General features: G+C 48.5%; 17 protein-coding genes and 1 pseudogene. 6 read left to right on the top strand and 12 right to left on the bottom strand.

Translation table 11 applies throughout. The annotated features are described in order from the left end of the window. Positions 1-27: 27 nt before the first annotated feature. Positions 28-1,521 (top strand): peptide MFS transporter, encoded by a 1,494-nt coding sequence (locus ACJJI7_RS10580; RefSeq protein ID WP_020412033.1) that lies wholly within the window; start codon positions 28-30, stop codon positions 1,519-1,521. A 56-nt stretch (positions 1,522-1,577) separates the two neighbouring features. Here the strand turns inward: ACJJI7_RS10580 and ACJJI7_RS10575 are convergent, their stop codons facing one another. From ACJJI7_RS10575 to dnaX, 10 genes are all read right to left on the bottom strand, one after another. After that, on the bottom strand, positions 1,578-2,759 hold the full coding sequence (locus tag ACJJI7_RS10575) for a vWA domain-containing protein (protein ID WP_020412032.1): 1,182 nt from the start codon (positions 2,757-2,759) through the stop codon (positions 1,578-1,580). A 101-nt stretch (positions 2,760-2,860) separates the two neighbouring features. Then, positions 2,861-3,706, bottom strand: coding sequence for an AAA family ATPase (locus ACJJI7_RS10570; RefSeq protein ID WP_020412031.1), 846 nt, complete (start codon positions 3,704-3,706; stop codon positions 2,861-2,863). Between the two features lie 139 nt (positions 3,707-3,845). Further along, positions 3,846-4,526 carry a YEATS-associated helix-containing protein gene (locus ACJJI7_RS10565; RefSeq protein ID WP_020412030.1) on the bottom strand — a complete coding sequence of 227 codons (681 nt, stop codon included), beginning with the start codon at positions 4,524-4,526 and terminating at the stop codon, positions 3,846-3,848. Positions 4,527-4,961: 435 nt separating this feature from the next. Continuing rightward, positions 4,962-5,342, bottom strand: coding sequence for a hypothetical protein (locus ACJJI7_RS10560; RefSeq protein WP_353377026.1), 381 nt, complete (start codon positions 5,340-5,342; stop codon positions 4,962-4,964). 58 nt (positions 5,343-5,400) lie between these two features. Further along, entirely contained in the window at positions 5,401-5,850 is a 450-nt protein-coding gene (locus ACJJI7_RS10555; RefSeq protein ID WP_282951586.1) for a YcgN family cysteine cluster protein, read from the bottom strand. 7 nt (positions 5,851-5,857) lie between these two features. Beyond that, a complete protein-coding gene (locus ACJJI7_RS10550) occupies positions 5,858-6,145 on the bottom strand; it encodes a YcgL domain-containing protein (protein WP_020412027.1) in 288 nt (95 codons plus the stop codon). After that, positions 6,146-7,273, bottom strand: a complete 1,128-nt coding sequence (gene rnd / locus ACJJI7_RS10545) for a ribonuclease D (protein WP_282951587.1) — start codon at positions 7,271-7,273, stop codon at positions 6,146-6,148. 5 nt (positions 7,274-7,278) lie between these two features. Beyond that, complete coding sequence (recR, locus tag ACJJI7_RS10540) at positions 7,279-7,887, bottom strand: recombination mediator RecR (protein ID WP_020412025.1); 609 nt, start codon at positions 7,885-7,887, stop codon at positions 7,279-7,281. Between the two features lie 30 nt (positions 7,888-7,917). Then, positions 7,918-8,262 carry a YbaB/EbfC family nucleoid-associated protein gene (locus ACJJI7_RS10535; RefSeq protein WP_020412024.1) on the bottom strand — a complete coding sequence of 115 codons (345 nt, stop codon included), beginning with the start codon at positions 8,260-8,262 and terminating at the stop codon, positions 7,918-7,920. 62 nt (positions 8,263-8,324) lie between these two features. After that, a complete protein-coding gene (gene dnaX, locus ACJJI7_RS10530) occupies positions 8,325-10,271 on the bottom strand; it encodes a DNA polymerase III subunit gamma/tau (protein WP_444902209.1) in 1,947 nt (648 codons plus the stop codon). A 235-nt stretch (positions 10,272-10,506) separates the two neighbouring features. On the opposite strand from dnaX, the gene ACJJI7_RS10525 reads away from it, so the two are divergent. The 3 genes from ACJJI7_RS10525 (at position 10,507) to ACJJI7_RS10515 (ending at position 15,393) form a co-directional block, all read left to right on the top strand. Continuing rightward, positions 10,507-11,025, top strand: coding sequence for an RNA polymerase sigma factor (locus tag ACJJI7_RS10525; protein ID WP_020412022.1), 519 nt, complete (start codon positions 10,507-10,509; stop codon positions 11,023-11,025). Between the two features lie 282 nt (positions 11,026-11,307). Beyond that, a complete protein-coding gene (locus ACJJI7_RS10520; protein WP_282951589.1) occupies positions 11,308-12,369 on the top strand; it encodes a FecR family protein in 1,062 nt (353 codons plus the stop codon). Between the two features lie 126 nt (positions 12,370-12,495). Then, on the top strand, positions 12,496-15,393 hold the full coding sequence (locus ACJJI7_RS10515; protein ID WP_444902210.1) for a TonB-dependent receptor: 2,898 nt from the start codon (positions 12,496-12,498) through the stop codon (positions 15,391-15,393). Positions 15,394-15,828: 435 nt separating this feature from the next. Here ACJJI7_RS10515 and ACJJI7_RS10510 read toward each other — a convergent pair. Both ACJJI7_RS10510 and ACJJI7_RS10505 read right to left on the bottom strand, forming a co-directional pair. Then, positions 15,829-16,979 (bottom strand): annotated as a pseudogene (locus ACJJI7_RS10510) (IS30 family transposase). Positions 16,980-17,251: 272 nt separating this feature from the next. Further along, on the bottom strand, positions 17,252-19,957 hold the full coding sequence (locus tag ACJJI7_RS10505; RefSeq protein WP_282951591.1) for a TonB-dependent receptor plug domain-containing protein: 2,706 nt from the start codon (positions 19,955-19,957) through the stop codon (positions 17,252-17,254). 962 nt (positions 19,958-20,919) lie between these two features. On the opposite strand from ACJJI7_RS10505, the gene ACJJI7_RS10500 reads away from it, so the two are divergent. Then, positions 20,920-21,210: a hypothetical protein gene (locus ACJJI7_RS10500; protein WP_020412015.1), complete on the top strand. Its 291-nt coding sequence runs from the start codon at positions 20,920-20,922 to the stop codon at positions 21,208-21,210. 107 nt (positions 21,211-21,317) lie between these two features. After that, positions 21,318-22,979, top strand: a complete 1,662-nt coding sequence (locus ACJJI7_RS10495; RefSeq protein ID WP_444902211.1) for a tetratricopeptide repeat-containing sulfotransferase family protein — start codon at positions 21,318-21,320, stop codon at positions 22,977-22,979. The last annotated feature ends 21 nt before the right edge of the window (positions 22,980-23,000 follow it).

Here is a 23,000-nt window from a genome sequence, read left to right as displayed (position 1 = left end):
TCAGGGTCACACCTTGCGAGCGGTACTATGCAAGAGATCAAGCCCAAGCCTCCCTCCAGCGCCGGGCAGCTGTTTGGCCATCCCAAAGGCCTGTTTCTGCTGTTTGGTACAGAAATGTGGGAACGCCTCAGCTACTACGGTATGCGCGGTATTTTTGTTTTCTACCTGACCTCCACAGCCACCGCTGCAGTATTCGGCTGGGAGCAGCTCACCGAGACCGAATTACAATCCAAAGCCCTCAGCTACCTGGGATGGTACGCAATGCTGGTCTACCTGACTCCAATTATCGGCGGCTGGATGGCGGACAACCGCTGGGGACAACGCCGCTGCATTATGTTCGGCGGCACCCTGATGATGCTGGGACAATTCTCCCTTGGCTTCCCCCACGCCTGGCTGCCCAATGGCAGTGAGATCTATATGCTGTGGCTGGGACTGGCCCTGCTGATTATCGGCAATGGTTTCTTCAAACCAAATATTTCCACCATGGTCGGAGACCTCTACGAAGAGGGAGATCACCGTCGCGATACGGCATTTACCATTTTCTATATGGGCATAAACCTGGGCTCAATCCTCGGTTATTTAGTTGTGGGCTGGGTTGGAGAGAAGGTGGACTACCAGTTGGCCTTCGTCGTTGCAGGAGTCGGCATGTTGTTGGGCCTGCTGCTGCAAATGACCCAGGCCAAGCGCTATCTGGGAGAAATCGGCGTAGAGCCCTCTGCACACCTGGAACTCAAAAACCGGAAACATGAAGAGGCCGAAAAGCATCGTCCCCTGACTCACGAAGAGCGAGACCGTATAAAGGTCATATTGGTACTTGGTGTTTTTATAGTGATTTTCTGGGCCGGTTTTGAGCAGGCTGCCGGCTCAATGAACTTGTTTGCCAAATATCGCACCGACCTAAATATCTTGGGATGGGAGATTCCAGCCAGTTGGCTACAGATGGTGAATCCCATATTTATCATTATCCTCGCGCCGATTATGGCCAGCATCTGGATAGGAATGGGAGATAAGGAACCCAGCTCGCCAGCCAAGTTCAGCCTAGGGCTGGTATTTCTTGGTATCGGCTTTATTTCAATGTGTGGAGCAGCATTACAAATCGGAGACTCTACAACCATAAAAGCAAGTATATGGTGGCTGGTGTTTGCCTATATTTTTCACACTATCGGTGAACTGTGCCTATCACCTATCGGGCTTTCAGTAGTCACCAAATTATCCCCTCTACGCTATTTATCCTTAATGATGGGGCTTTGGTTTGCCTTTATTGGTATTGCTAACAAAGGAGCGGCGGAAATTGGCAAGTTGGTGGGAGTGTCCGGCCCTCTCGCTACTTTTGGGGGCGTAGCCCTGGTTGCCATTGTTGCAGGAATTATCCTGTATCTCATTCGCGAGAAACTGGTGGATTGGATGCATGGCGCGGAGGAGGTGCACGCCACAGTAGGAGAAACCACTAAAGAGGAATTAAGTATCACCGCCGATCACGACGGTGTGCCCCCAAAACACTTTAGCGGCAATGATAAGTAACAAGTGATCAGGCGGTTCGGACAGTGCCGCCTGACTTGAAAGATATTACTGCAGCATCAGCGCCCTTTTACCAGATAGGCGATCGCCCTATCCAACCCCGCCAAAGTCATCGGGTACATGTGCCCATCGACCAAACGCTGTGTCATTCCAATACTGGGGGTGTATTGCCAGTACTCCTCACCGACAGGATTTAACCAGACCAGGTTACTGTAGGTATTCGTAATTCGCTCCATCCAGGCAGCACCGGGTTCCTCATTCATATGCTCGACACTGCCATAGCGGCTGGTAATTTCGTAGGGCGCCATAGAGGCATCGCCCACAAAAATAACTTTATAGTCTTTGGCATAAGTACGCAGTACTTCCAGCAATGAAGTGTTTTCACTGAAACGACGCTGGTTGTCTCTCCAAACATGCTCATAGACAAAGTTGTGGAAATAAAAATACTCCAGGTGCTTAAATTCGGAGCGGCAGGCTGAAAACAGTTCTTCACAAACCCGTACGTAGGGGTCCATGGAGCCCCCTACATCAAAAAAGATCAATACTTTTATCGCGTTGTGCCGCTCCGGAACCATCTGGATATCCAAAAGGCCCGCATTGCGTGCTGTGGAGGAAATTGTGTTATCCAGGTCCAGCTCTTCAGCAGCGCCGGTGCGGGCAAATTTTCGCAGCTTGCGCAGGGCGACCTGGATATTACGAGTACCCAGGCTGACACTGTCATCCAGGTTCTTAAACTGACGCTTCTCCCACACTTTGGATGCCGAGCGGTTGCGGCCCTTACCCCCAACCCGAATTCCTCCCGGGTGATAGCCGCTGTTACCAAAAGGACTGGTGCCACCGGTACCGATCCAGCGGTTGCCGCCACTGTGGCGCTTCTTCTGCTCTTCAAGGCGCTTTTTGAATTCCTCCAACAGTTTTTCCAGACCACCGAGGCTTTGGACCTTAGCCTTTTCCTCTTCCGTGAGCTGTTTCAGGAACTCTGCACGGAGCCAGTCATCCGGGATCATCTGCTCGACAATATCATCCAGTGTTTCCAGGTCTTTAAAATAAGACTCAAACGCGCGATCGAATTTATCGAAATGCTTCTCATCCTTCACCAGGCAAACTCGGGCCAGGAAGTAAAATTCCTCCAAGTCTGCAAACACCAAACGTTGCTGCAAAGCTTCGAGCAAGGAAAGCAGCTCGGTAATGGATACCGGTAATTTATAGCGGCGTAAATTTAGAAAAAAGCCAATCAGCATAGTAATTCGCAGTCAGCATAGGAAAATAGGGTTGCAATCGAACCAACCGATGAAACTTCAGGAAGAGCATATCCTCTCCCTGAAACACAGCGATTCACCAATTAACGATTATCTCGACGCGCCATAAACGCAAGACGCTCCAGCATATGAACATCTTGTTCATTTTTCAGCAGGGCTCCGTAGAGAGGAGGGATCGCACTGCTGTTATCACGGTTTTTCAAGACTTCTTCGGGAATATCATCTGCCATCAACAATTTCAGCCAGTCAATCAACTCCGAAGTAGAGGGCTTTTTCTTTAGGCCTGGCACTTCCCTCAGCTGGAAGAAGATGTCCATCGCCTCTGCCACCATCTGCCCCTTTATATCCGGGTAATGCACGTCAACAATTTTGCGCATGGTGTCACGGTCGGGGAAGCTGATGTAATGGAAAAAACACCGGCGCAAGAAAGCATCAGGCAACTCTTTCTCATTATTGGAGGTAATAATTACGACGGGACGCTGCTTGGCTTTGATGGTTTCGCCGGTTTCATAGACGAAAAACTCCATGCGATCCAGCTCTACCAGCAAGTCATTGGGAAACTCAATATCTGCCTTGTCAATTTCATCAATCAGCAGTACTACACGTTCCTCAGCCGCGAAAGCCTCCCACAGCTTACCGCGCTTGATGTAATTGCCAATATCATGGACTTTATCCACTCCCAATTGGGAATCCCTCAGGCGTGACACGGCATCATATTCATACAAACCCTGCTGTGCCTTGGTAGTGGACTTAATATGCCACTGGATCAACTTCATGCCGAGGCTCTGCGCAACCTGCTCCGCAAGCAAAGTTTTGCCGGTGCCCGGCTCGCCTTTGATCAGAAGGGGACGCTGCAGGGTGACCGCTGCGTTTACCGCCATCTGCAGGTCTTCAGTAGCTACATAGCTGTCGGTACCGGTAAATTTCATGACTACTCCAATCCTGTATTCGCCGCTATCTATCTGATTTAGCGAATGATAATTGAACAACAGGGCAGGAGGCGAGGCGGGAACGACCAAATTGGATGACCAGCTTGAGTAGGCTGAGCGACTGCTTATGCAACCGGGGTCAAGCCATCTGGGTACTACGGCGATGTACCACCTGTCTTCCCTTACTGGTGATGTACCAGCGGATTCCCAAGTGACTATGAATCTTACCGACCATCTCCAACACTAACAGGCTATTTAAGGCGCGGGCGACAGAATTGGTCTCCATACCGCTGTCTTGCACCATTCCTGACAGGGAGCGAAATACACACTCACCACTATTAAGGAGGTTGAGCACTTGCAGGGCATTCTCATCCAGCTTACGGATCTGGTTAAAATCCAGCACTGGCCCCTGCTCCAGATCCCCTTCAATTTCATGCTCCAATAACGGCATCATCTCGAGCTGCATTGTACGCAGCTCCTGCTCAAGGTTCTCAACCCTGGCCCGGGCAATACTGGCGTCCCGTAACTGACGACGTGCAGCATTAAAAACGAACATACGCGAGGCAATGGCAGCCAGTAAACAATAGCCGGTGAAAATCAGCAGGCGCGATGGATCCCCCTGGATCTCAATCAAGAGGTCACTTTGAGTGAATTTGAGGAAAATTGGCACTATCAAGGCACCGCACAAGCCCATAATCAGGCAACGTGCAAGACCGGCCGGATCCTCCTCTGTAAACAGCATCTGATAGTAATTCACCAACCCGCCAAGAATGCCCGAAACCAGCATTACCGCGGTAAGAATCAGCAGGTGGTCGAGCATCAGGATTCCTCAGACGTCAATAGCAGCCTCCGCCAACTTACAAGGACGGAATAATGTGCCAATTGCACTTCTTCAGTATTTTTCTTTAAGTCCGGCCATCAAGCTGCCAGCATAGTGAATTTTCGAATTGCTTACGGACATTCCAAGCCGCATTTTCTATATGGCTACGCCCTTATTCAACGTCGAGAATTGAACCGACTAGCATGGCCTCACGCCAAGCCTGCAGGCAGCCTAATAGATATAGCAGCTGTCACCGGATAGAGAACTCCGGAGCAGAGGATACGGCGCCTTTGATCCAATGGGGAAAGGTAGTTCGCAGAAGAAATATTTGGGTCGACTATTAACTGGCTAGATGCAAGAAAGGCTAATAGGCAATTATTTGTCCACCAGCCCTTAAAAGTGATCGCTAACTAAAAAAAGTCTGGTCTCTGGCGGTTACTGCTCATTAAAGTATGGGTCATCATCAAAGCGACTGCGTCGATCGCGCCGAAAGCGCAGCAGCAGGGTGACAATCCCCCAAAAAACCATCACAGCCAAAGCTCCGCCAGCGGAAAAAACCAGATTTGCGGTGACCTCCGGCGCTGCGCCATTTTCTTCAAAAAGCATCTGATAAACAAAGAGAGGTAACACTGGCATCGCCACTGATTCAGCAACAGGTACCTTTACCGGCACTAACAATACCGCTGCAAAGATTAATAAAAGAGTACGGCGCAACCAGCTCCAGCGCCAATTGCGCATAAACCACCAGCCCGCCAATAACAGCACCAGAGTCGACGCCGTGTAAACAATCCAGGCAAGTTGAAAATCTTCTGACATTTTTACTTTCTTCTCTAAATCCTCATCGCCTCCCGCAAGAACATCTGGAGGCATCCTCTCAATCAACATCAACCCAGGTAACGATATGCTCTTCCATATCATCCGGGTGCACCAGCTCCTCACTTACGACTCTGCCACGAACTGAAATACCGGCCTTATGCACCGACTCTGTGTCCCCACTAATCAGTGGATGCCAATCCGGTAGAGAGCGCCCTTCTGACAGGCAGCGGTAAGCACAAGTACTCGGCAACCAGCCGAACTCTGGAACGTCCTCTAATTGAAGCTGTATACAGCCAGGCACCAATACTTTACGCCGGCTGTACTGGCTACAGCGACAGGAATATGTATCGAGCAGTCGACAGGCGACGTTGGTACTATATACCTCTCCCGTCTCCTCATCTTCGAGACTATGTATACAGCAGCGTCCACAGCCATCACAAAGCGCCTCCCACTCGGAAGCATTCATTTGTTCAAGGGTCTTACGCCGCCAAAAAGGCACTTGAGCCATTTCAGTCTCAGCGTTGCAGCTTACTGTTCTTCAATGCGATTTCACTCATTTCAGAATCAGCTACCGGCGGCATTTGTAAATAGTAACCTCGCGCACGCACATCCTGCAGGACCTTGTCAGCATTTGCGCGCGCCAGTTTACGCTCCGGGGTTAACAACATGGTAGTCAGGTGCTGAGGGCTGCCAAATAGCTCCAATAGATTTTCAGGTACCCGCGCAGTTCCCTCACGTTTATCCACGTACAGGTACATTTCCTCTTTTTTGGGACTGCGGTATATATCACATAAAACTTTCACTTATAGTTCCTCTTTGCGCAGCTGGCGCAATACATTAAGCAGAGGCTCGCCCACAACCTTTGCCCGCCAACCACACATGCGCCCTTGTAGCTCCGGCTTGCGGGCCTGCACCAGAGTCTCTAGCTCCTTCTTGCGGATAAGGATTTCAGCTGGCAGGCCCTCGCGTTCAGCAATTATGCTGAGATGTTGGCGCAATTGTTTGAGAACCTCTCCCTGCTGGCGATTGAGGGGCTGCGGTAGGCGTGCTGGCATATCGCTCCGCTGTACAGCCTGGGAAATCACCTGCAACAGACTGTCCCCATGCTCCCTGAGGGCGCGACCTTCAAACCCAGCCTGACTCAGAGCACCTTTATGCCGCGGTAACTGCTGGGCCAGGGCCATACAGATATTTTCTTTGAGCAGATGATTACGCGGCATGTTTAGTACCCGTGCCTCGCGCTCACGCCAGGCACAGAGGTCTTGAAGGGCCGCCAGCTGCTTGCCACGCAGGCGCCATGCCCCCTTTACTTTCTTATAATAGAGTTCCGGCGCCTGTGGACTACGCGCAGCAATTACCAGTGCAGCGCAATCCTCTTGAAGCCATCCTTCCCGGCCATATCCCTCTAGTCGCTTCAGTAAAACACCATAAAGCACTGGCAACCAAGCGACATCAAGAGCCGCATAACTCTGTTGTGCCTCACTCAGTGGACGCTGCAGCCAGTCAGAGCGGGTCTCACTTTTCGGTAATTCAATATTCAATAACTCGCGAACAGTAGCCGCATATCCCAGGCCCGCCCCCATGCCACTCATAGCAGCTGCAATCTGGGTATCGAAAATCGGCTCAGGAACGACTCCCAACAGGCATTCCAGGGTTTCCAGGTCCTCGCTGCAGCTATGCATGATCTTGGTCACAGCCGCATCCAGGAGTAAATCCCTCAGAGGCTGAAGGTCTTCAATAGCTAGATTATCGATCAAGTAACAGTACTTCCCATCCCCTACCTGCACCAGGGCTGGCTGAGGGTAAAAGGTACGACTGCGCATGAACTCAGTATCCAGTGCTACCGCGCGCTGCCGGCGCCACTCGGTACACAGGGCAGCCAGCTGCTCGCTGCTATCCACCCAGCGCGGAGTGGTATCTATCTCAACCATCGGTATCACTCAACAGAGGGGAAAAAAGATGTGCGGCTGTTAAAGGCATGAGCCAGAGTTCCGCCGTCGATATATTCCAGTTCTCCTCCAATGGGAACCCCGTGAGCGATGCGGCTTACCGCTACACCATGCGCCCTTGCACGCTCAGCTATATATTGCGCCGTTGCCTCACCTTCGACCGTCGGGTTGGTCGCTACAATTAATTCCTGCAGGGACTCACTGGCGAGGCGTTGCTCCAGCAAATCTACTCCCAGGTCCGCTGGCCCTACACCATCAATTGGGGAGAGATGGCCATGCAGTACAAAGTAACGGCCATGATAATTGCCAGCCTGCTCTATCGCCAAAACATCTGCGGGGGTTTCCACTACACATAGGGACGTTTGCTCGCGACGACTGTTATTACACAGCGCGCAAATAGTTTCCTCTGTGAGTGTCCGGCACTGGTTGCAACGGCCAACCTTTTCCACTGCCTGCGACAGGCTCTGCGCCAAAAGCACTGCAGCATCGCGATCCTTTTCCAGCAGGTACATCGCCATGCGCTGCGCAGACTTGGGCCCAACACTAGGCAGGCAGCGCAATGCGCGAATCAGTTCTTCGATCAGGGGACTAAACATAAAACTCTAATTAGATGGGATGCCCGGCTATCAGAACGGGAATTTAAAACCCTCGGGCAGATTAATACCCGAAGCAAGATCGCCAACCTGCTGCTTTTGCAGCTCCTGAGCCTTTTCTTCAGCCCTGCGCACCGCATCATTGACTGCCGCCGCAAGTAAGTCTTCAAGCATTTCTTTATCTTCAGTAAGCAACGAAGGATCAATTTCTACTGATGTCACATCGTGACGGCCATTCATAGTGACTTTAATCAGACCCGCACCAGCCTCACCACAGACACGCAGGTCACTTAACTCCTGCTGGAGCTTCTGCATCTTTTCTTGCATGTCGGCTTGCATTTTCTGGGCCTGCTGCATCAAATCGCCCAAACCTTTCATAAGTAACCTCTATTCCTGTTTCATGTAACCACCCAAATAAAAACCGGGCATACAATATTGTATTAATCTGCTTCGACTAGCGATTCGACGGAGTCTGGTAGTAACTGCGCATTTAACTCGGCCTGTAGCTCCTGAACCAAAGGATCAGTAGTCAGCGCTTCACGGGCAGCGACAAGGCGAGCCTCACGGGTCGCGGCTGCCAAACGCGCAGGTGTGCCGCCTTGCACCGAGCCAACCTGGATCTGCGCCACCACCGGCTGCTGAAAGAAGTCTCCAAGCAGATCTCCGAGACGCCTCTGATGCACATCGTCATAGAGGCTGCTATAGGATTCATCCAAGGTAAAGGACAGTATATTGTCCCGGCGCCCCACAAGCTCAAGGTGCTGGGCGATAGAATGCAGTATCCCGCTGATTCCCAGTTGCTGGTACATCGCCGGCCAACTGCCTGGAGTGAGCGCATCAAGGCGCGCTTTTGGCACCTCGGTGGCTACCACTGCTGGCCTCTGCTGCGGCTGTGCGGGAACTACCGGGGTCGACTCCACTTCCGCTACACGCTGTCGAAGCTCAGCCAAGACATTTTCACGGGGGCTCGGCGATGACACTCCTGCTTCAATCTCGGGAGAGGGTAGCTCCTCATCCACACGGCCCGGAGTGATCTCGGACTCAGGCATGTCCGGCTCCGCAGGCTCTCCTGCAACCTTCAGCACCGGTTGTTCGTCTGCTTGAACTGGCTTCAACTGTTCCCCGGAAACAGGTATCACTTTATCCGCCGCAACCTCTGGCTGTAGCGAGGTCAGTTCAGACTTTTTTGCCTCGGCATCCTCCCGTACTATTGGGGAGCTAGATTGTAATTCTACCTTTTCAGGAATGCCCTGCCCTTCCCGCTCATTCACAGGAAGTGCCTTCCTGGGGATATCCGCTACCCCTTGGGGGCGGAATGCCAACATACGCAGCAACGCCATTTCGAAACCACTTCGCGGGTCTGGGGCCAGAGGCAAGTCGCGGCGGGCATGCAGAGCCATCTGGTAATAAAGCTGTATATTTTCCGGGGCTATTTGAGCCGCAAGAGTCTTCAGCCGCTCCCCATCCCCAAGAGAATTATCCATCGATTGAGGTAAAACCTGGGCGACTGCCAAGCGATGTAGGTTATCTGCAATCTCCGCTAACGCAGCGCCGTAGTCGGGTGCCTGTTGGGACAGCTCTGCAACCACCGCAAACAGCGCTACGGCATCCTCATCAGCCAGAGCTTGGAGTAACTTCCACACCAGCCCGGTATCAATACTACCGAGCATACCTCGAACCTCAGCCTCACTAATTTTTCCGGCTCCGAAAGCGATCGCCTGATCGGTAAGACTCATGCCATCTCGCATACTGCCGTCCGCAGCGCGCCCAAGGTGCCAGAGGGCCCCCTCTTCAAAAGGTACCTGCTCCTGCTCCAAAACAAAGCGCAAATGCTCAACCACCCGTTCAGGACTCATATTCTTTAGTTTGAATTGCAGGCAGCGGGATAGCACAGTGACCGGCAGCTTTTGCGGATCTGTTGTGGCGAGAAGAAACTTCACATGAGGAGGGGGCTCTTCCAAGGTTTTCAACAGGGCGTTGAAGGAGCTATTGGAGAGCATATGGACTTCATCAATCAGGTAAACTTTATAGCGCCCTCTTGTCGGAGCATATTGAACATTCTCCAGCAGTTCACGGGTATCCTCTACCTTGGTGCGAGATGCCGCGTCCACTTCAATTAGGTCAACAAAGCGACCATCAGCAATCTCCATGCAAGTATCACACTTGCCGCAGGGCTCAGAGCTGACACCCTCTTCACAGTTCAAACACTTGGCTAGAATTCGAGCTATGGTGGTCTTACCCACCCCCCGGGTACCGGCAAATAGGTAAGCGTGATGCAGGCGGCCGTTGTCCAGGGCGTTGATCAGGGCCTGGAGTACATGCTCCTGCCCTACCATCTCCCGAAATAGCCGTGGGCGCCACTTACGTGCCAGTACTTGATAGCTCATCCAGTCTCCGGTGCTCGGCACACCTCTGCAAAATCGATCATCGTGCGCCACTTGCGCGGGCGCCATTATACCGGCATAGGCGCCTACGCATAGCCGGTCACCAACAGCAACCTAAAGAGATCGATCGTGCCACTCGTAGCCAAAGCAATGCTTGTGTTATAACTGTGCGCCAACTCGCACTTAGAACAATCAGTCCATAACTACAGCGAGTTTGGTACGGGGATCACGATAAGTAATGAATAAGGCCAGGAAGACGCTTCTGGAAAAGCTGTTTGCCGAGCACGGCCAAGCCCTGGTACGGTTTGTTGCACGCATTGTTAAAAGTCCAGATGATGCCGAAGATATCGCACAACACGCCTACCTGCGCCTGCAAAAACTCAGCGACGAAAAGGAACTGGACAACCCCCGCGCTTACCTCTATCAAATTGCCAACAACCTGGCTGTCGATCAACTGCGCCGGGGCAAGCTGCATGTGGAATATATCAATCAGCAAGTTCCCTTTGATGGGGAGCCCCACAGCGATGATCACGCTGACCATCAATCCCCGGAAAGGGTTCTCGCAGCACGTCAACAGCTTCAGTCCATCTACGAAACCATGGATAAACTGCCACTCAAATGTCGCCAGGCCTTCCTGCTACATAGAGCCCGCGGGCTTTCCTACAGTGAAATTGCACGAGAAATGAATATTTCGGTCAGTAGTGTGGAGAAATATATTCTACAGGCTCTAAAAGCCTGTAGAAAGAAGGTCGACTAAATCTCTGCGATCCCCCAAGAATTCAAAATTTTGTTGAGGGGGGAATCTGCTCAGCCGTCTCAGAATGCAAGGAAGATACTTAAAGCTTGAACAACCCTGCCAATCAGGGCACTTTCAGAATATTTTGCTGACAAAGTGATCGAGTACATTGTGATTATTTCGCAAATGGAAAGTTTGAGCCGCATGCATCACACAAATCAGCGGAATTTGAGTAAGATGCACCACAAATTTAGGCACGACAGTCTCACTGAATAGCCAGAAACACGAAATATCAGAGCAAGCATGAATATCAACGCACAACAAAACTTAAGCGAAGAAAGCCTGGATCAGGCCTGCGCTTGGGTTGCGCGCTTACGCTCTGATGTCGTCAGTAAAGCTGATAAGCGTGATTTTGCAGTTTGGCTGTCCGGGTCGAGTGAGAACCACCAGGCCTTTGAGGAAATTGCAGAGCTATGGGGTGACCTAGGTGCACTTGCACATATGCCGGTTGACCAGCTCTTCCCAGAAAGCACTCCAGCGCCACAGATAGCTGATTCTACTCACGAAAGAAAGCAAAATTTTGGGACCTCGAAGAAGTCAATGCGTAGCAGTTGGGGTATGCCGCAGTGGATCCTCAGTGGTGGGCTAGCTACCTGTGGCGTATTTCTCGCTGCCCTGGTCGGTTTAGAGTGGCTTAATACAGGAAAACCCAAGCAGGAAGTCTATACCACCGAACTTGGTGAGATTCGAACGATAAACCTAGCTGATGGGTCAGAAATAAAACTAAACTCCAACAGTAAGCTGCTTATTAACTACAGCCGAAACGAAAGGCAGACCCAACTAATTCGCGGCGAAGCCTTCTTTGAAGTTGCCCGACAAACTTCCCGACCATTCACTGTCTCAGCCGGCGGCGCCAATATTCGCGTACTTGGGACGGAGTTTAATGTAGAGCTCAACCCGGAGAGCACCAGGGTATCTGTCACTGAAGGTACAGTATCAGTAAGCGAGGCAGAATCCAGCCCCGGACTGGCCCCAGAGTCGGTAAAATTAACCAAAAACCAGAAAGTCAGCATTACTGATCGAGGCCTTGGCGAAGTCCGTAGGACCTCTCCCGAGGAAGTAACTGACTGGACCCGTGGCCTTCTCGTTTTTGAGAAAACTCCACTAAAAGAGGCCCTAGAGGAGTTAAATCGTTATCTTTCGGTACCTGTAGCTGCCACTCCACAAGTAGAGGGGCGCCTGGTTTCTGGTACTTTCGCCGTTTCTGACCCTGATAATACCCTAGAGGCCATTGCAACAGCCTTACAACTTCAGCAAGACCGCAGTAACTCTAACCTGACTATCTTGTCCCCAAAGCACAACTAGGTTATAACCGTCTTAATTTGGCGGTTGTTTATTGTGCAAATTACAATTTGCCGCCCACTAATAAAATAGTAACAAGTACTTCAGTGCCAGCTATGACACTGAATACAATAAACACGGGCACCCTCTTTGAAGCTAAAGCACTGGGCTTTTTTCTCTCTGGCTTTGCTGCTACCAAATACTGGTACAGCTGATGCCGCCTGCCCAGAACCCAAAATCCAACTACCAGCAGGGTCGCTTCCCCAGGCCCTAATATCATTAGGCCAACAGTGTAAGATCTCCGTTCTGGTGCAAACCTCATCTGCATCCCGCTATGCGGTACCCAAGCAGACCTTGACAAGTGATGATGGCCAATTCGAACCCATACTACAGCAGTTATTGCGGGACCTTCCATTCACCTACCAGCGCATTGGCCCAAGCTCTTTTGCGATAACACCTAACAAAGAGCAGTCACCAGACCCCTTAGGCACAACCATTCTCCCAACAGAGGAAGTCACTGTTACAGGACAAAGCCTGACGGGCAGCCACCTGCGTCATTACCAGCTTGATAGTTACGCCCCTATCGACCGACTTTCCCGAGAGCAACTTGAGCTTACAGGGGCGCAAACAATTGCGGGCTTATTAAAATTCTTACCGGCAGTATCCGGCAACTCCACCAGCACATCAGTCAGCCAAGAAGACAACGGCACGGCAACGGTATCATTACGCGGCCTACCTGCGAGCAATACCTTAGTCCTAATCAATGGCCGCCGCATCATAGGAGATGGATTTAACGGTGAGGCTACAGACCTCAACACCATTCCCCTGTCTCTGGTTGAGCGCGTTGAAATCCTAAAAGACGGCGCATCAGCTATCTATGGATCAGATGCAATTGCCGGGGTTATCAATATCATTCTGCGCAAGGACTTCGAGGGACTCTCTATCGATAGCTACTACGGCCAAGCATACGAAAATGACCGCCAGACTGAATCCCACCATCTAACCTGGGGACGGCAAGGGGAGCGCAGTCACCTGATGATAGGCTTGGCACACTATCGACAGGGATCGGTGATGAGCCGCGATCGCAGCCTGTCAGAGTCAGCGGATAGCCGCGGGGATGGCGGTACAGATAAACGTTCATCTGCAATTCCTGAAGGCTTTATTGCTTTAGGCAGAAATCAGGTACTTACCAACGCCCCAAGTGGGAGCTACCAGGATTGGTCTCTTGAGGAGAGGTACAACTACAATGACTACACTTCTGCAATAACCCCTGTCGAAAATAACTCCGGCTATATATCCACCAGCTTCGATTTAAGTGAGAACACTCAGCTTTTTGCAGAAATAATGGGACTGCACACCTCAGCAGAAGCCACCAACGCTCCCACCCCGGTATTCACCCGCTTTGATAATGGTGAATTGACTATAACAGCAGACAACATCTACAACCCTTTCAATCAAGATGTCATTGACGTCCGGAAACGAATCATTGAGCTAGGGCCCCGCATTCAAGAGAACCATGCAACAACCTGGCGTTTTAACGGAGGCCTGAAAGGTGTACACAATGAGTGGCAATGGGAACTTGGCGCAGCCTTTCACCATACCGACAGAACCGAGAAAATCAGTAACTTAATCGATCCTTTTGCTCTCTCCCTGGGGCTAAAGGGGCCTGATGTTTGCAGCACAAATAACGGCTGTACCCCTGTAAATCTTCTAGGTCCAAGTGGCAGCATCAACGAGGAGCAACTGGACTTCATCCGTGACCAAAGCTCCACCCGGAACCATTCACGCATGGAGTCACTAACCTTTGTCTCTGATGGTGCACTAGGGCAAATAAAATCAGGGGAAATACTAGCAGCAGGGGGTATTGAAATTCGACACGAGGGCTTAACCTCAAACTCCAATGACAGCATGGAGCTTTCATTCATTGGAGGCTATACACCTGGCTCAGCTAAAGGGTCCCGTACCATCAGAGAAGCTTTCGCAGAAGTTTCGATACCCATACAAGAAAGTAAACTATGGCTAGATGGCGCAGTAAGACTTTCCGACTACAGTGACTTTGGCAGTACTCATAACCCTAAGTTAGCTATTCGCTGGCACCCTACAGAGAGCCTGCAACTGAGAGCCAGTTTTACTACAGGGTTTAGGGCCCCAACTCTTACCGATATGTACCAGCAGGGTTATCAGAGTCAGGAGTTTATCTTAGATCCATGTACGGGTCAGAATGCAGACAGACTAATTGGATGCTTAAAACAATCAGACAGCGCTCGAATCCAATACCTAACTGAGTTTGGTGGTAACCCCAACCTGAAGCCAGAGACATCAAAAAGCCTCTTCGCCAGTCTCAGCTGGACCCCAAGTCAACTTGAAGGTCTTAACGCAACTATTGAGTTCTACGACATACGACAAGAAGAAGTGATTGGTGCTAGTCCGCAGTTTTTAGTCGAGCAAAATGCTTATATGGGAACCTTTGATCAAAAAGTTATTAGGGATGAAAATGGTGAAATTACAAAAATCTTAGCCACGCGTATCAATAAAGGAAGCCGCCATATAAGAGGCTACGACATTGCCCTCCGCCAAGTGGTAAATCCAGAGGGTATCGGCCAAGTTAGCTTTGCTCTGAACCTGAGCCACATGCTGCACTACCTAAACCAAAGTGCCCCGAGCTTGCCTGAGGAAGACTTAGCAGGATTATTTGTAAATACTGCAAAGGGTGGAGCGGGATCTCTTCCCGACTGGAAAGCTAATGCAGGGATTTATTGGACTGGAAATCAATGGGAAGCCGGATACACTGTACACTTCGTAGGAGAAATGAGGGAGTCCTATGTTGAGGATAATGCATTTGTAGATCGAAAAATTAATAGCTGGTCTACACACGATTTACAATTTGCCTTCTCTGTCGCATCAAATTATAAACTTTCATTTGGAATAAGAAACCTGTTCGACACCGCTCCTCCTCTTACTATTACCGCTACAGATAATAATTTTGACTATCGCACATATGATTTAACTGGCCGGTTTTTATTTGGAAATATTTCATTCAAATTCTGACTTATAGCCAGCCTCCCAGTTACGTACCAAGATGTAATTCACTACGCCTCCAGAAGAACACTTTCCCCTGAAGCATCAACCGACAACCTAATAGAAGAATTAGATAGCAGTACAATACGAATCCCCCTAACCCATTGCTATAACGCTATTAAAATAACTTCAACAGCCCTGATTAGGATCGAAAATTTAAGCCCTGACCAAGTATATTAAACTCAATTCAAGGCTAGTACACATCCCACACTTACAACCTTTCCCTTATCCAAAAAAGTGTGAAATCTACACCAGATAAAACAATAAGCACTTCCTCTTTTATATAGAACTTAAAGAAAAAGCGAGGAAAACCTAGGTGTCGATCATTAAAGGCAATTCTAACAATTGGCTGGGCACTAATATTCTATCAATCACACCACCGACAAGAAAAAAGCAGGTGTAGGTTCAACCTGTCAAGGCAACACCCTGTTTAATAACCTGCTTTGGTGTCGCAAAGTTCAGTGTTTTTCTTGGCATGCTATTAAGCTCGTTAGCAACTTGATTGAGTTTCCTCTGAGTATGCTGCGCCAAGCATGTATTTTTTGGAAAGTACTGACGGATTAAGCTGTTGGTATTCTCATTAGTTCCCCTTTGCCAAGGGCTCTGAGGATCGCAGAAGAAGACAGGAACACCTGTATTTTCCTTAAATTCAGCGTGCTTCGCCAACTCCATTCCTCGGTCCCACGTCAGTGATTGGCAAAGCTCTTTTGGCAGTTTTTAGACCTAGCAACAAGCACCTGGTTCACAGAAGTCGCATCTTTCCCTTTCAATTTAAGAATGATCGTATAGCGCGATTTTCGATCCACAAGCGTGGCGAGATGAGTGTTGTTTGAACCTGACACTAAGTCACCCTCCCAATGACCTAAAACACATCGTTCTTGTATCTCCTGAGGACGCTCCCTTATCGATATACCGTTGACGATGTTGATAGTACCGCGCTCGCCTTTACGTGAATGTTGTTTGCTGTGACGAAGACTGTGAGATCGACGCAAATGCTTTACTAGCTTATGATGAAGTGCTGAACGCACATGGAAGTACAGTGTTTTATAGATAGTCTCTGCTGATATCTGCATTGATTCATCAGCCTGATATGTCTTCCGTAACCAACCCGATATCTGCTCTGGAGACCAGTTCAACTCTAATTTTTCCAAAACAAGCTTCTTTAGCCTCGAGTTTTGCTCCAGCAAATACGGCTTGGGACGCCTTGCCATCCGTTTTGCACGGTTGTTTGCGTCTACTGCTTTACAGTATCGTCGCCCCCGATTTCTCTGAATCTCACGCGAGATTGTGGATGGATTCCGATTCAAGGAGCGAGCGATTGCTCGAATACTTTGTTTTGCAGAAAGATCTGCACGTATTTCCTCGCGTTCGGCTAATGTGAGGTGTTGAGGAGATGGCTTTCTGGGTATTGGTTTAATTCCGCCAGTATCTCTCAAAACAGTAAAAATGGTTCCTGGCTTAGAATCTATGGCATTGGCAATTTCACAAAAGCCAATGCCCTTTTTCCAAGCGTCGAAAATCCACTCCTTTTCTTCTGCTGTAAATATACGCTTCATTCAATGATCCCCCGATAGGCCATATTCCTACAGGGGTGTTGCACTGATCAATTGAATCTACAGGTACTTAGATTAGGAGAATAAAGTAAAGAAACTCAACCTCAATAAAAAGCGTCACTGAGGCCAATAAATTGATATTGGTTTAGGTTACTTTAAACAACCATGTAGAACTTCGCAGTATTTGACCGATAATCTTTCTAAGAAATTAACAAAAATCAAAGCAATAAAAAGGGGGCTAAAATAGCCCCCTTAATATGATGCTTTAACAGCTCTTAGAACTGATAGGTAACACCAGCCCAGGCGTAGCGGCCCTGGAAGTCGTAAGTGCCGTTCCAATCGCTACCTGAAGTAGTAGACGGTTCACGATCGGTCACATTATCGATACCAGCGGTTAGGCGCATGGACTCATTTACATCCCAGCCTGCTTTCAAATTCAGATAAGTGTGGGAAGGCATGTCCATGTATGGGCTGTGGCCATCACCAATGTACTGAATGTCAGCTCCAAAGTCCCAGTTGTCAGCGTACCAGGTTGCACTGGCAAGGCCGCGCCACTTGGTGTAAGCCTCACTGGTAGTGCCAATGTAGTCTACCCGGTCAGTGGTCTGGTCTGTCTGAGAGTTGTACTCTTCGTACTCAAGCAGGTGAGTTGCCTGGGCACGCAGAGCCAATTTACCCGCATCGTAATGGAAGTTCTGAACTACATCGATATCAATACCGCTGGTGTTGATCTCACCGATGTTCATCAGGGAGCCTTCCAGATACTCGATCTGGCCACTGTCGCTGCGGCGTACCAGCGTACAAGCTGTAGCGTTGCCATCGCGGTAGCAGTCATCCAGGATTTGCTGTGTATCAGCTGAAGTGATTGCATCCTCGACTTCAATTTTGAAGTAATCAAGGGTGATAGACAGATCTTCAGCAAAAGCCGGGGTCCATACGATACCAGCCGTGAAGCTTGTAGATTCTTCAGGCTGCAGATCTTCGTTACCACCGATGTTGGTTGGTACCTGATTGCCTGCCTGGGTGAAGCCTGCGCCTACCATGCCACAGTTTGCACCCTGCCCATCCTCATTGTTGCTGCTGGTATCACAGGGATCGATGAGGTACTCGTAGCTCTGAGCAGAACCACTATAGAGTTCATAGATACCTGGAGCACGGAATGCAGTGGATAAGCTGGTACGGAAACGCAGGTTTTCTGTTGGTGCGTATACAGCGCCAAGCTTATAAGTTGCCTGACCGCCAAAGGTGTCATAGTCAGAGTAACGTACAGCAGCGTCAACGGAGAGTTCATCAGCAAACTTGGCACCAGCCAGGATTGGCAGGTTGAATTCTGCAAATACCTCAGTTACCGCAAAGTCGCCAGAAGTGGCATCTTGTTGGTTGCTAAAGGTCTCACCAAGTTGAGTTTCTTCACTCGGATTAAACTCACCAGACTCTTTACGATACTCAACGCCCGCAGCAAAACCTAAAGCTCCACCTTGGAACTGAATAGGTTCGATGTCTCCGGTCAAGCTAGCGCCGACATTAAGCATATCGTATTCGTTGTCTTCACGATCGGTGTAGCTGATGTAGTCGATAACTTCACCGCTCATGCCGCCGAGGAACTGGATATCTTCCTCTGCAATACCGCTTACACCATCAAGAATTTCCTGAACTTTCGTCTTGCTGATGGAGTTACCAACGGTGTTATCACCTTCGTTTCTGCCGTAGCTCACGAACGCATCCCAGCCCCAGCCATTGGAGAAATCACCACGCAAGCCGCCGAGAATTCGGTAAGTTTCAGTTTGTTGCTCAGAGTCGCGGGTACCACCAGCAACCGGGCGTAAGCGCACATCACTGAGGCCGTCTTGCCAGTTTTCACCGTGAGTGGCTTCTGGTTCAGTAGGCTTCAGGTCATCAGGGCTGCCCTGGGCTTCCCACTCTGCAACAGCTGCGTTATATGCCGCGAGCTCAATTTGGTAGGCATCTTCAGCCGCTTGCCAAGCGTCGGACAACTGAGACTGGACTTCTGCTGAAAGATGGTCAGCAGTGATGTTCAGGCCATTGCCTGCGTACATCGGCTGAGCAGCAAGCTGCTGATTGGTAGTTTTAGTGGTGTAAGAACCTTCTCCATAGAATTCGATGGAGTCAGTAATTGAGAAGGTGCCGCTTCCAGTAAAGCTGGTACGTTCCATAGACCCGGACAGCCACATGTACTGGCCAATGTCGTAAGAGGAGTAATCACCAAGCGTTTCACCATCCTCACCAACACTAAAAGCACCGTAGTTGGTGAAAATATTGCCAGTCGGGGACATAGAGCTTTGTAGGCCAGCCCAGTCACGGTCGGTGTAAGCGATCTCATCGCGCTTACTATGAGTAACGTTGCCGATGAATTGTCCGCGATCAAACTCTTTACCGAAAGTGATAGACAGCTCGCCATTCTCTCCGCCACCAGCTTCAGTAGCACCAGCACGGGCATTTATACGCACACCATCGAAAGAGTCTTTCAATACTACGTTGATAACTCCAGCCACAGCGTCAGAGCCGTATACCGCAGAGGCACCATCAGTCAGCACTTCAATCCGGTCAATCATGTCTACAGGGATATTGTTCATATCTACAGCAGAACTCACGCCTGAGCTTGAAGACACAAAGCGGCGACCATTAACCAGTACCAGGGTACGCGCTGAACCCAGGTTACGTAGGTCCACGAATGAAAGACCAGCACCGCCATTATTATCGTTGGCGTTGATACCGGTGGTACCCATGGACGGTAGTTGGTTCAACAGTTCGTCGATGGTGCCCACTCCAGAACGCTGGATGGCTTCTGAGTCAACGAGGGTAATTGGGCCAGTAGTGGACAGTGGGTCACGCGCAATGCGAGAACCAGTAACAACTACTTCTTCAACCTCTGGTCCGGGGACGGATTCCTGGGCGAATACGCCAGTGCTGGCGATCGTGCCCAGTGCTGCAATGGCAACGCTCAGTTTGGTCTTGATCATAGTGGAACCTTCTTATACTTAAGGTACTTAAACTGCTTTTATCTATTAGCATTCTTAAAGAACGTACCTGACTTTAAAGCATTGAAGAGATTTATGGAACTATTGTGACTTTTTTTTGTTCAAGGTTGGCTTGCTTGTGATTAAAAACAAAAAGATATTTAGTACATATACCGTTCGATATCAGATATACATACTTATCTAACAGTCTAAAATTAGCTTTATATTGCGAAATACAGGGAATTATTAGTATAAAAACACTTAAGCCCAATGCTATCCAAGATAAGCTGATTGAAGGCTATTTTGGCAGGATTTAGCCCCGGGTTTACTCATATTAGGGGGAGCTTGTGGGGAAATGGGGTGAGAGAGCAAAGGGTCCTCTACCAATTCAGGACTTATCGATCTCTCCAGAATGAAAACATGAAACTGTATAGCCAGGACTTAAAGAGTCCTCTTGATGAGACTATTCTCAAGGAGGCAGCGATCTGTAGCATTATGAACCTATATCACTTAACACACATGACTCACAAACCTTATTACAGTCAACTCACGCTGCCCCCTAGGCCCAGAACTCACCAAACCAACCTGAAACCCCCTACTTATTATCACATTCCGACCTCTACCCCCAAAAATCACTAGTGAAAACACACATCGACCAAAAAGATAAAAGCCAAAATTAAAAAAGAGTGCCGCTCACCATGAGAATGATCGAAAATTAAGAGGAGTTTCACTTTACGCAATAAATGTCGAAAGTTTTTACTTCAAGACCATTAAGGAAGAATCAGTTATTAGAACCAGCCGCTTTTACCACTTTATTAACACGAGAAATATAGTTCTTAATTAGCCTGCCCCTGAATCGTTTCTTTCTCCGCCTTAGGGTGACCTCAACGCTTGGTGGCCTTATAATAGATCCGCCTTTATTTAAGCATTAGCATGGACTTGTTTAAGATAATTGGAAATATCTAATGAGAAAAAAATCACTCATCTCTGTTTTTTTCGGGTTGGGGCTACTTATAGGCTGCGCAAGTGAGCAACAACAAGGCCAAAACATTGCACCATCCAGCCAGAATACAAATGAAGTCGAGAGTAACACCAGCAATCAACTGATTTGTAAATCAAGAGCAATTACCGGCTCCAGATTTAAGCAAAAAACATGCATGACAGCGGAAGAATGGAAAAGGATGTCTCGCGAGTCATCCAACATGGTAAATAACCAAAATCGTAAAGGGGTTTTAGGCAATCCTGAAGGTGGATAATTTGTACCAACTAAAGTTTTTGGGGCAGAAGCTTCAAAAAAATTGATCATCCACCAAGGCGCTTGTGTAAGCGCCTTTTTTTCAATCATCTGCTGTGGACAACTCAAATGACTAAACCTCAGGCTTCATTTAGTGAATTGCAACAATCCAAAAAGCTCATTAATAAGCACCAATATACAGCAGCTGAGGCTAAATTACTGAGGGTTCTAGAAGACTCTGATAACAACTTGAAAACTTTGGCTCTTGAGGAGCTATACAAACTTACGTTGAGGCTTGGCAGAAAGGACAAGGCCCTAGATCATTTATTTTCTCTTGCTTCAATAAAAAAAAATGACACAAGCTATTGGGCCGAAGCATATAAGCTAGCTCAGTCACAAGGATATAACGATAGGGCTATACAGGCTCTAAACCATTACATCCAACAGACGCCAGGGTGTTCCCCAAACATTATCTACAACCTCGCATACCATTTAAAAATAGAAAACAGACTTTCAGAATCCTTATCCTTTTACAAAAAAGCTCTGAGCAAGGGGATCTCAAATCCGGAAGAGGTCTACACAAATATCGGGGTCATTTATTCTGAACTAAGACAAGAGGATAAAGCCAAAGACAGTTATCAGCTTGCACTAAATAAAAACAGAGAATATACACCCGCCCTTTTAAACCTTGCCGCTCTGTTTGAAGAACAAGGCGACAAACAGAAAGCAACTAAAATATATCACGAAGCCCTGAAAGTCGATCCAAAATGCAGTTTGGCTCTCGCTCGACTATCATATATGTACCATGCCGACAGCATCCAAGACCCTCGTATAAACAATATAAGAAAAGCCTTAGATTCTGGTAGGCTCTCTAACCTTAACATGGAGGAACTAAATTTCGCATTAGGAAAATTGCTTGATGATTGCCACCAGTATGATGCAGCATTTAAAACTTATTGCGAAGCCAATGCCTTAGGTGCTCAACGAATCCCACCTTACGACCCTAAACTACAGGAGTGGCAAACAAACACACTGAAAGATGTGTTTTTTAAAGATAATTCCATCCCAGAGGGATCAGGGAATAGCAGTATCACTCCAATTTTCATTTGTGGTATGTTTCGTTCAGGCTCCACCCTACTTGAACAAATATTAAGTGGCCACTCTCAAGTCTCCCCAGGTGGAGAAATAGAATTTATACCTGAACAGGTTAAAAAGATGGGAAGCCAATACCCTCCAATCCTGAAGACAAAAAAACAAGACTTTTTCAATAGTTTATCAAAACTCTATATAAAAGAATTAAAAAGACCTGTTCCAATCGAAAAATATATCACAGACAAAAGGCCTGACAACTTCCTCCACATTGGATTAATAAAAAAAATTTTTCCTAACGCGAAAATAGTATGGACAACAAGAAACTTTTTAGACAACTGCCTATCAATTTTCTTCCAACAAATGGGGCCAGATTTTAATTATTCAGTAAACCTGGAACATATTGCACACTACTACAGCGAACATATTGACTTAATGGATCACTGGAAGAATCTTTTCCCACATGATATCTATGAAATCAACTACGAGAACCTTGTAACTAATTCTGAAATCACAACTAGAGAACTTCTGAGATTTCTAGAGTTACCATGGGAGTCCAGCTGCCTAGACTTCTCCCAAAGGAAAAATTATGTAAAAACAGCCAGTATTTGGCAGGTCCGCGACCCTCTGTATAGCACCTCTATGGGAAGAAATAATTATTACAGCAAGCATTTAAAAATCTTAAATAAATATAAGAGCTAAATCTATTCTAAAACACCAACA

Source organism: Microbulbifer variabilis (assembly GCF_056232115.1).
The sequence above is the reverse complement of the archived record's forward strand: the minus strand, read 5'-3'. Positions and strand labels throughout refer to the sequence as shown.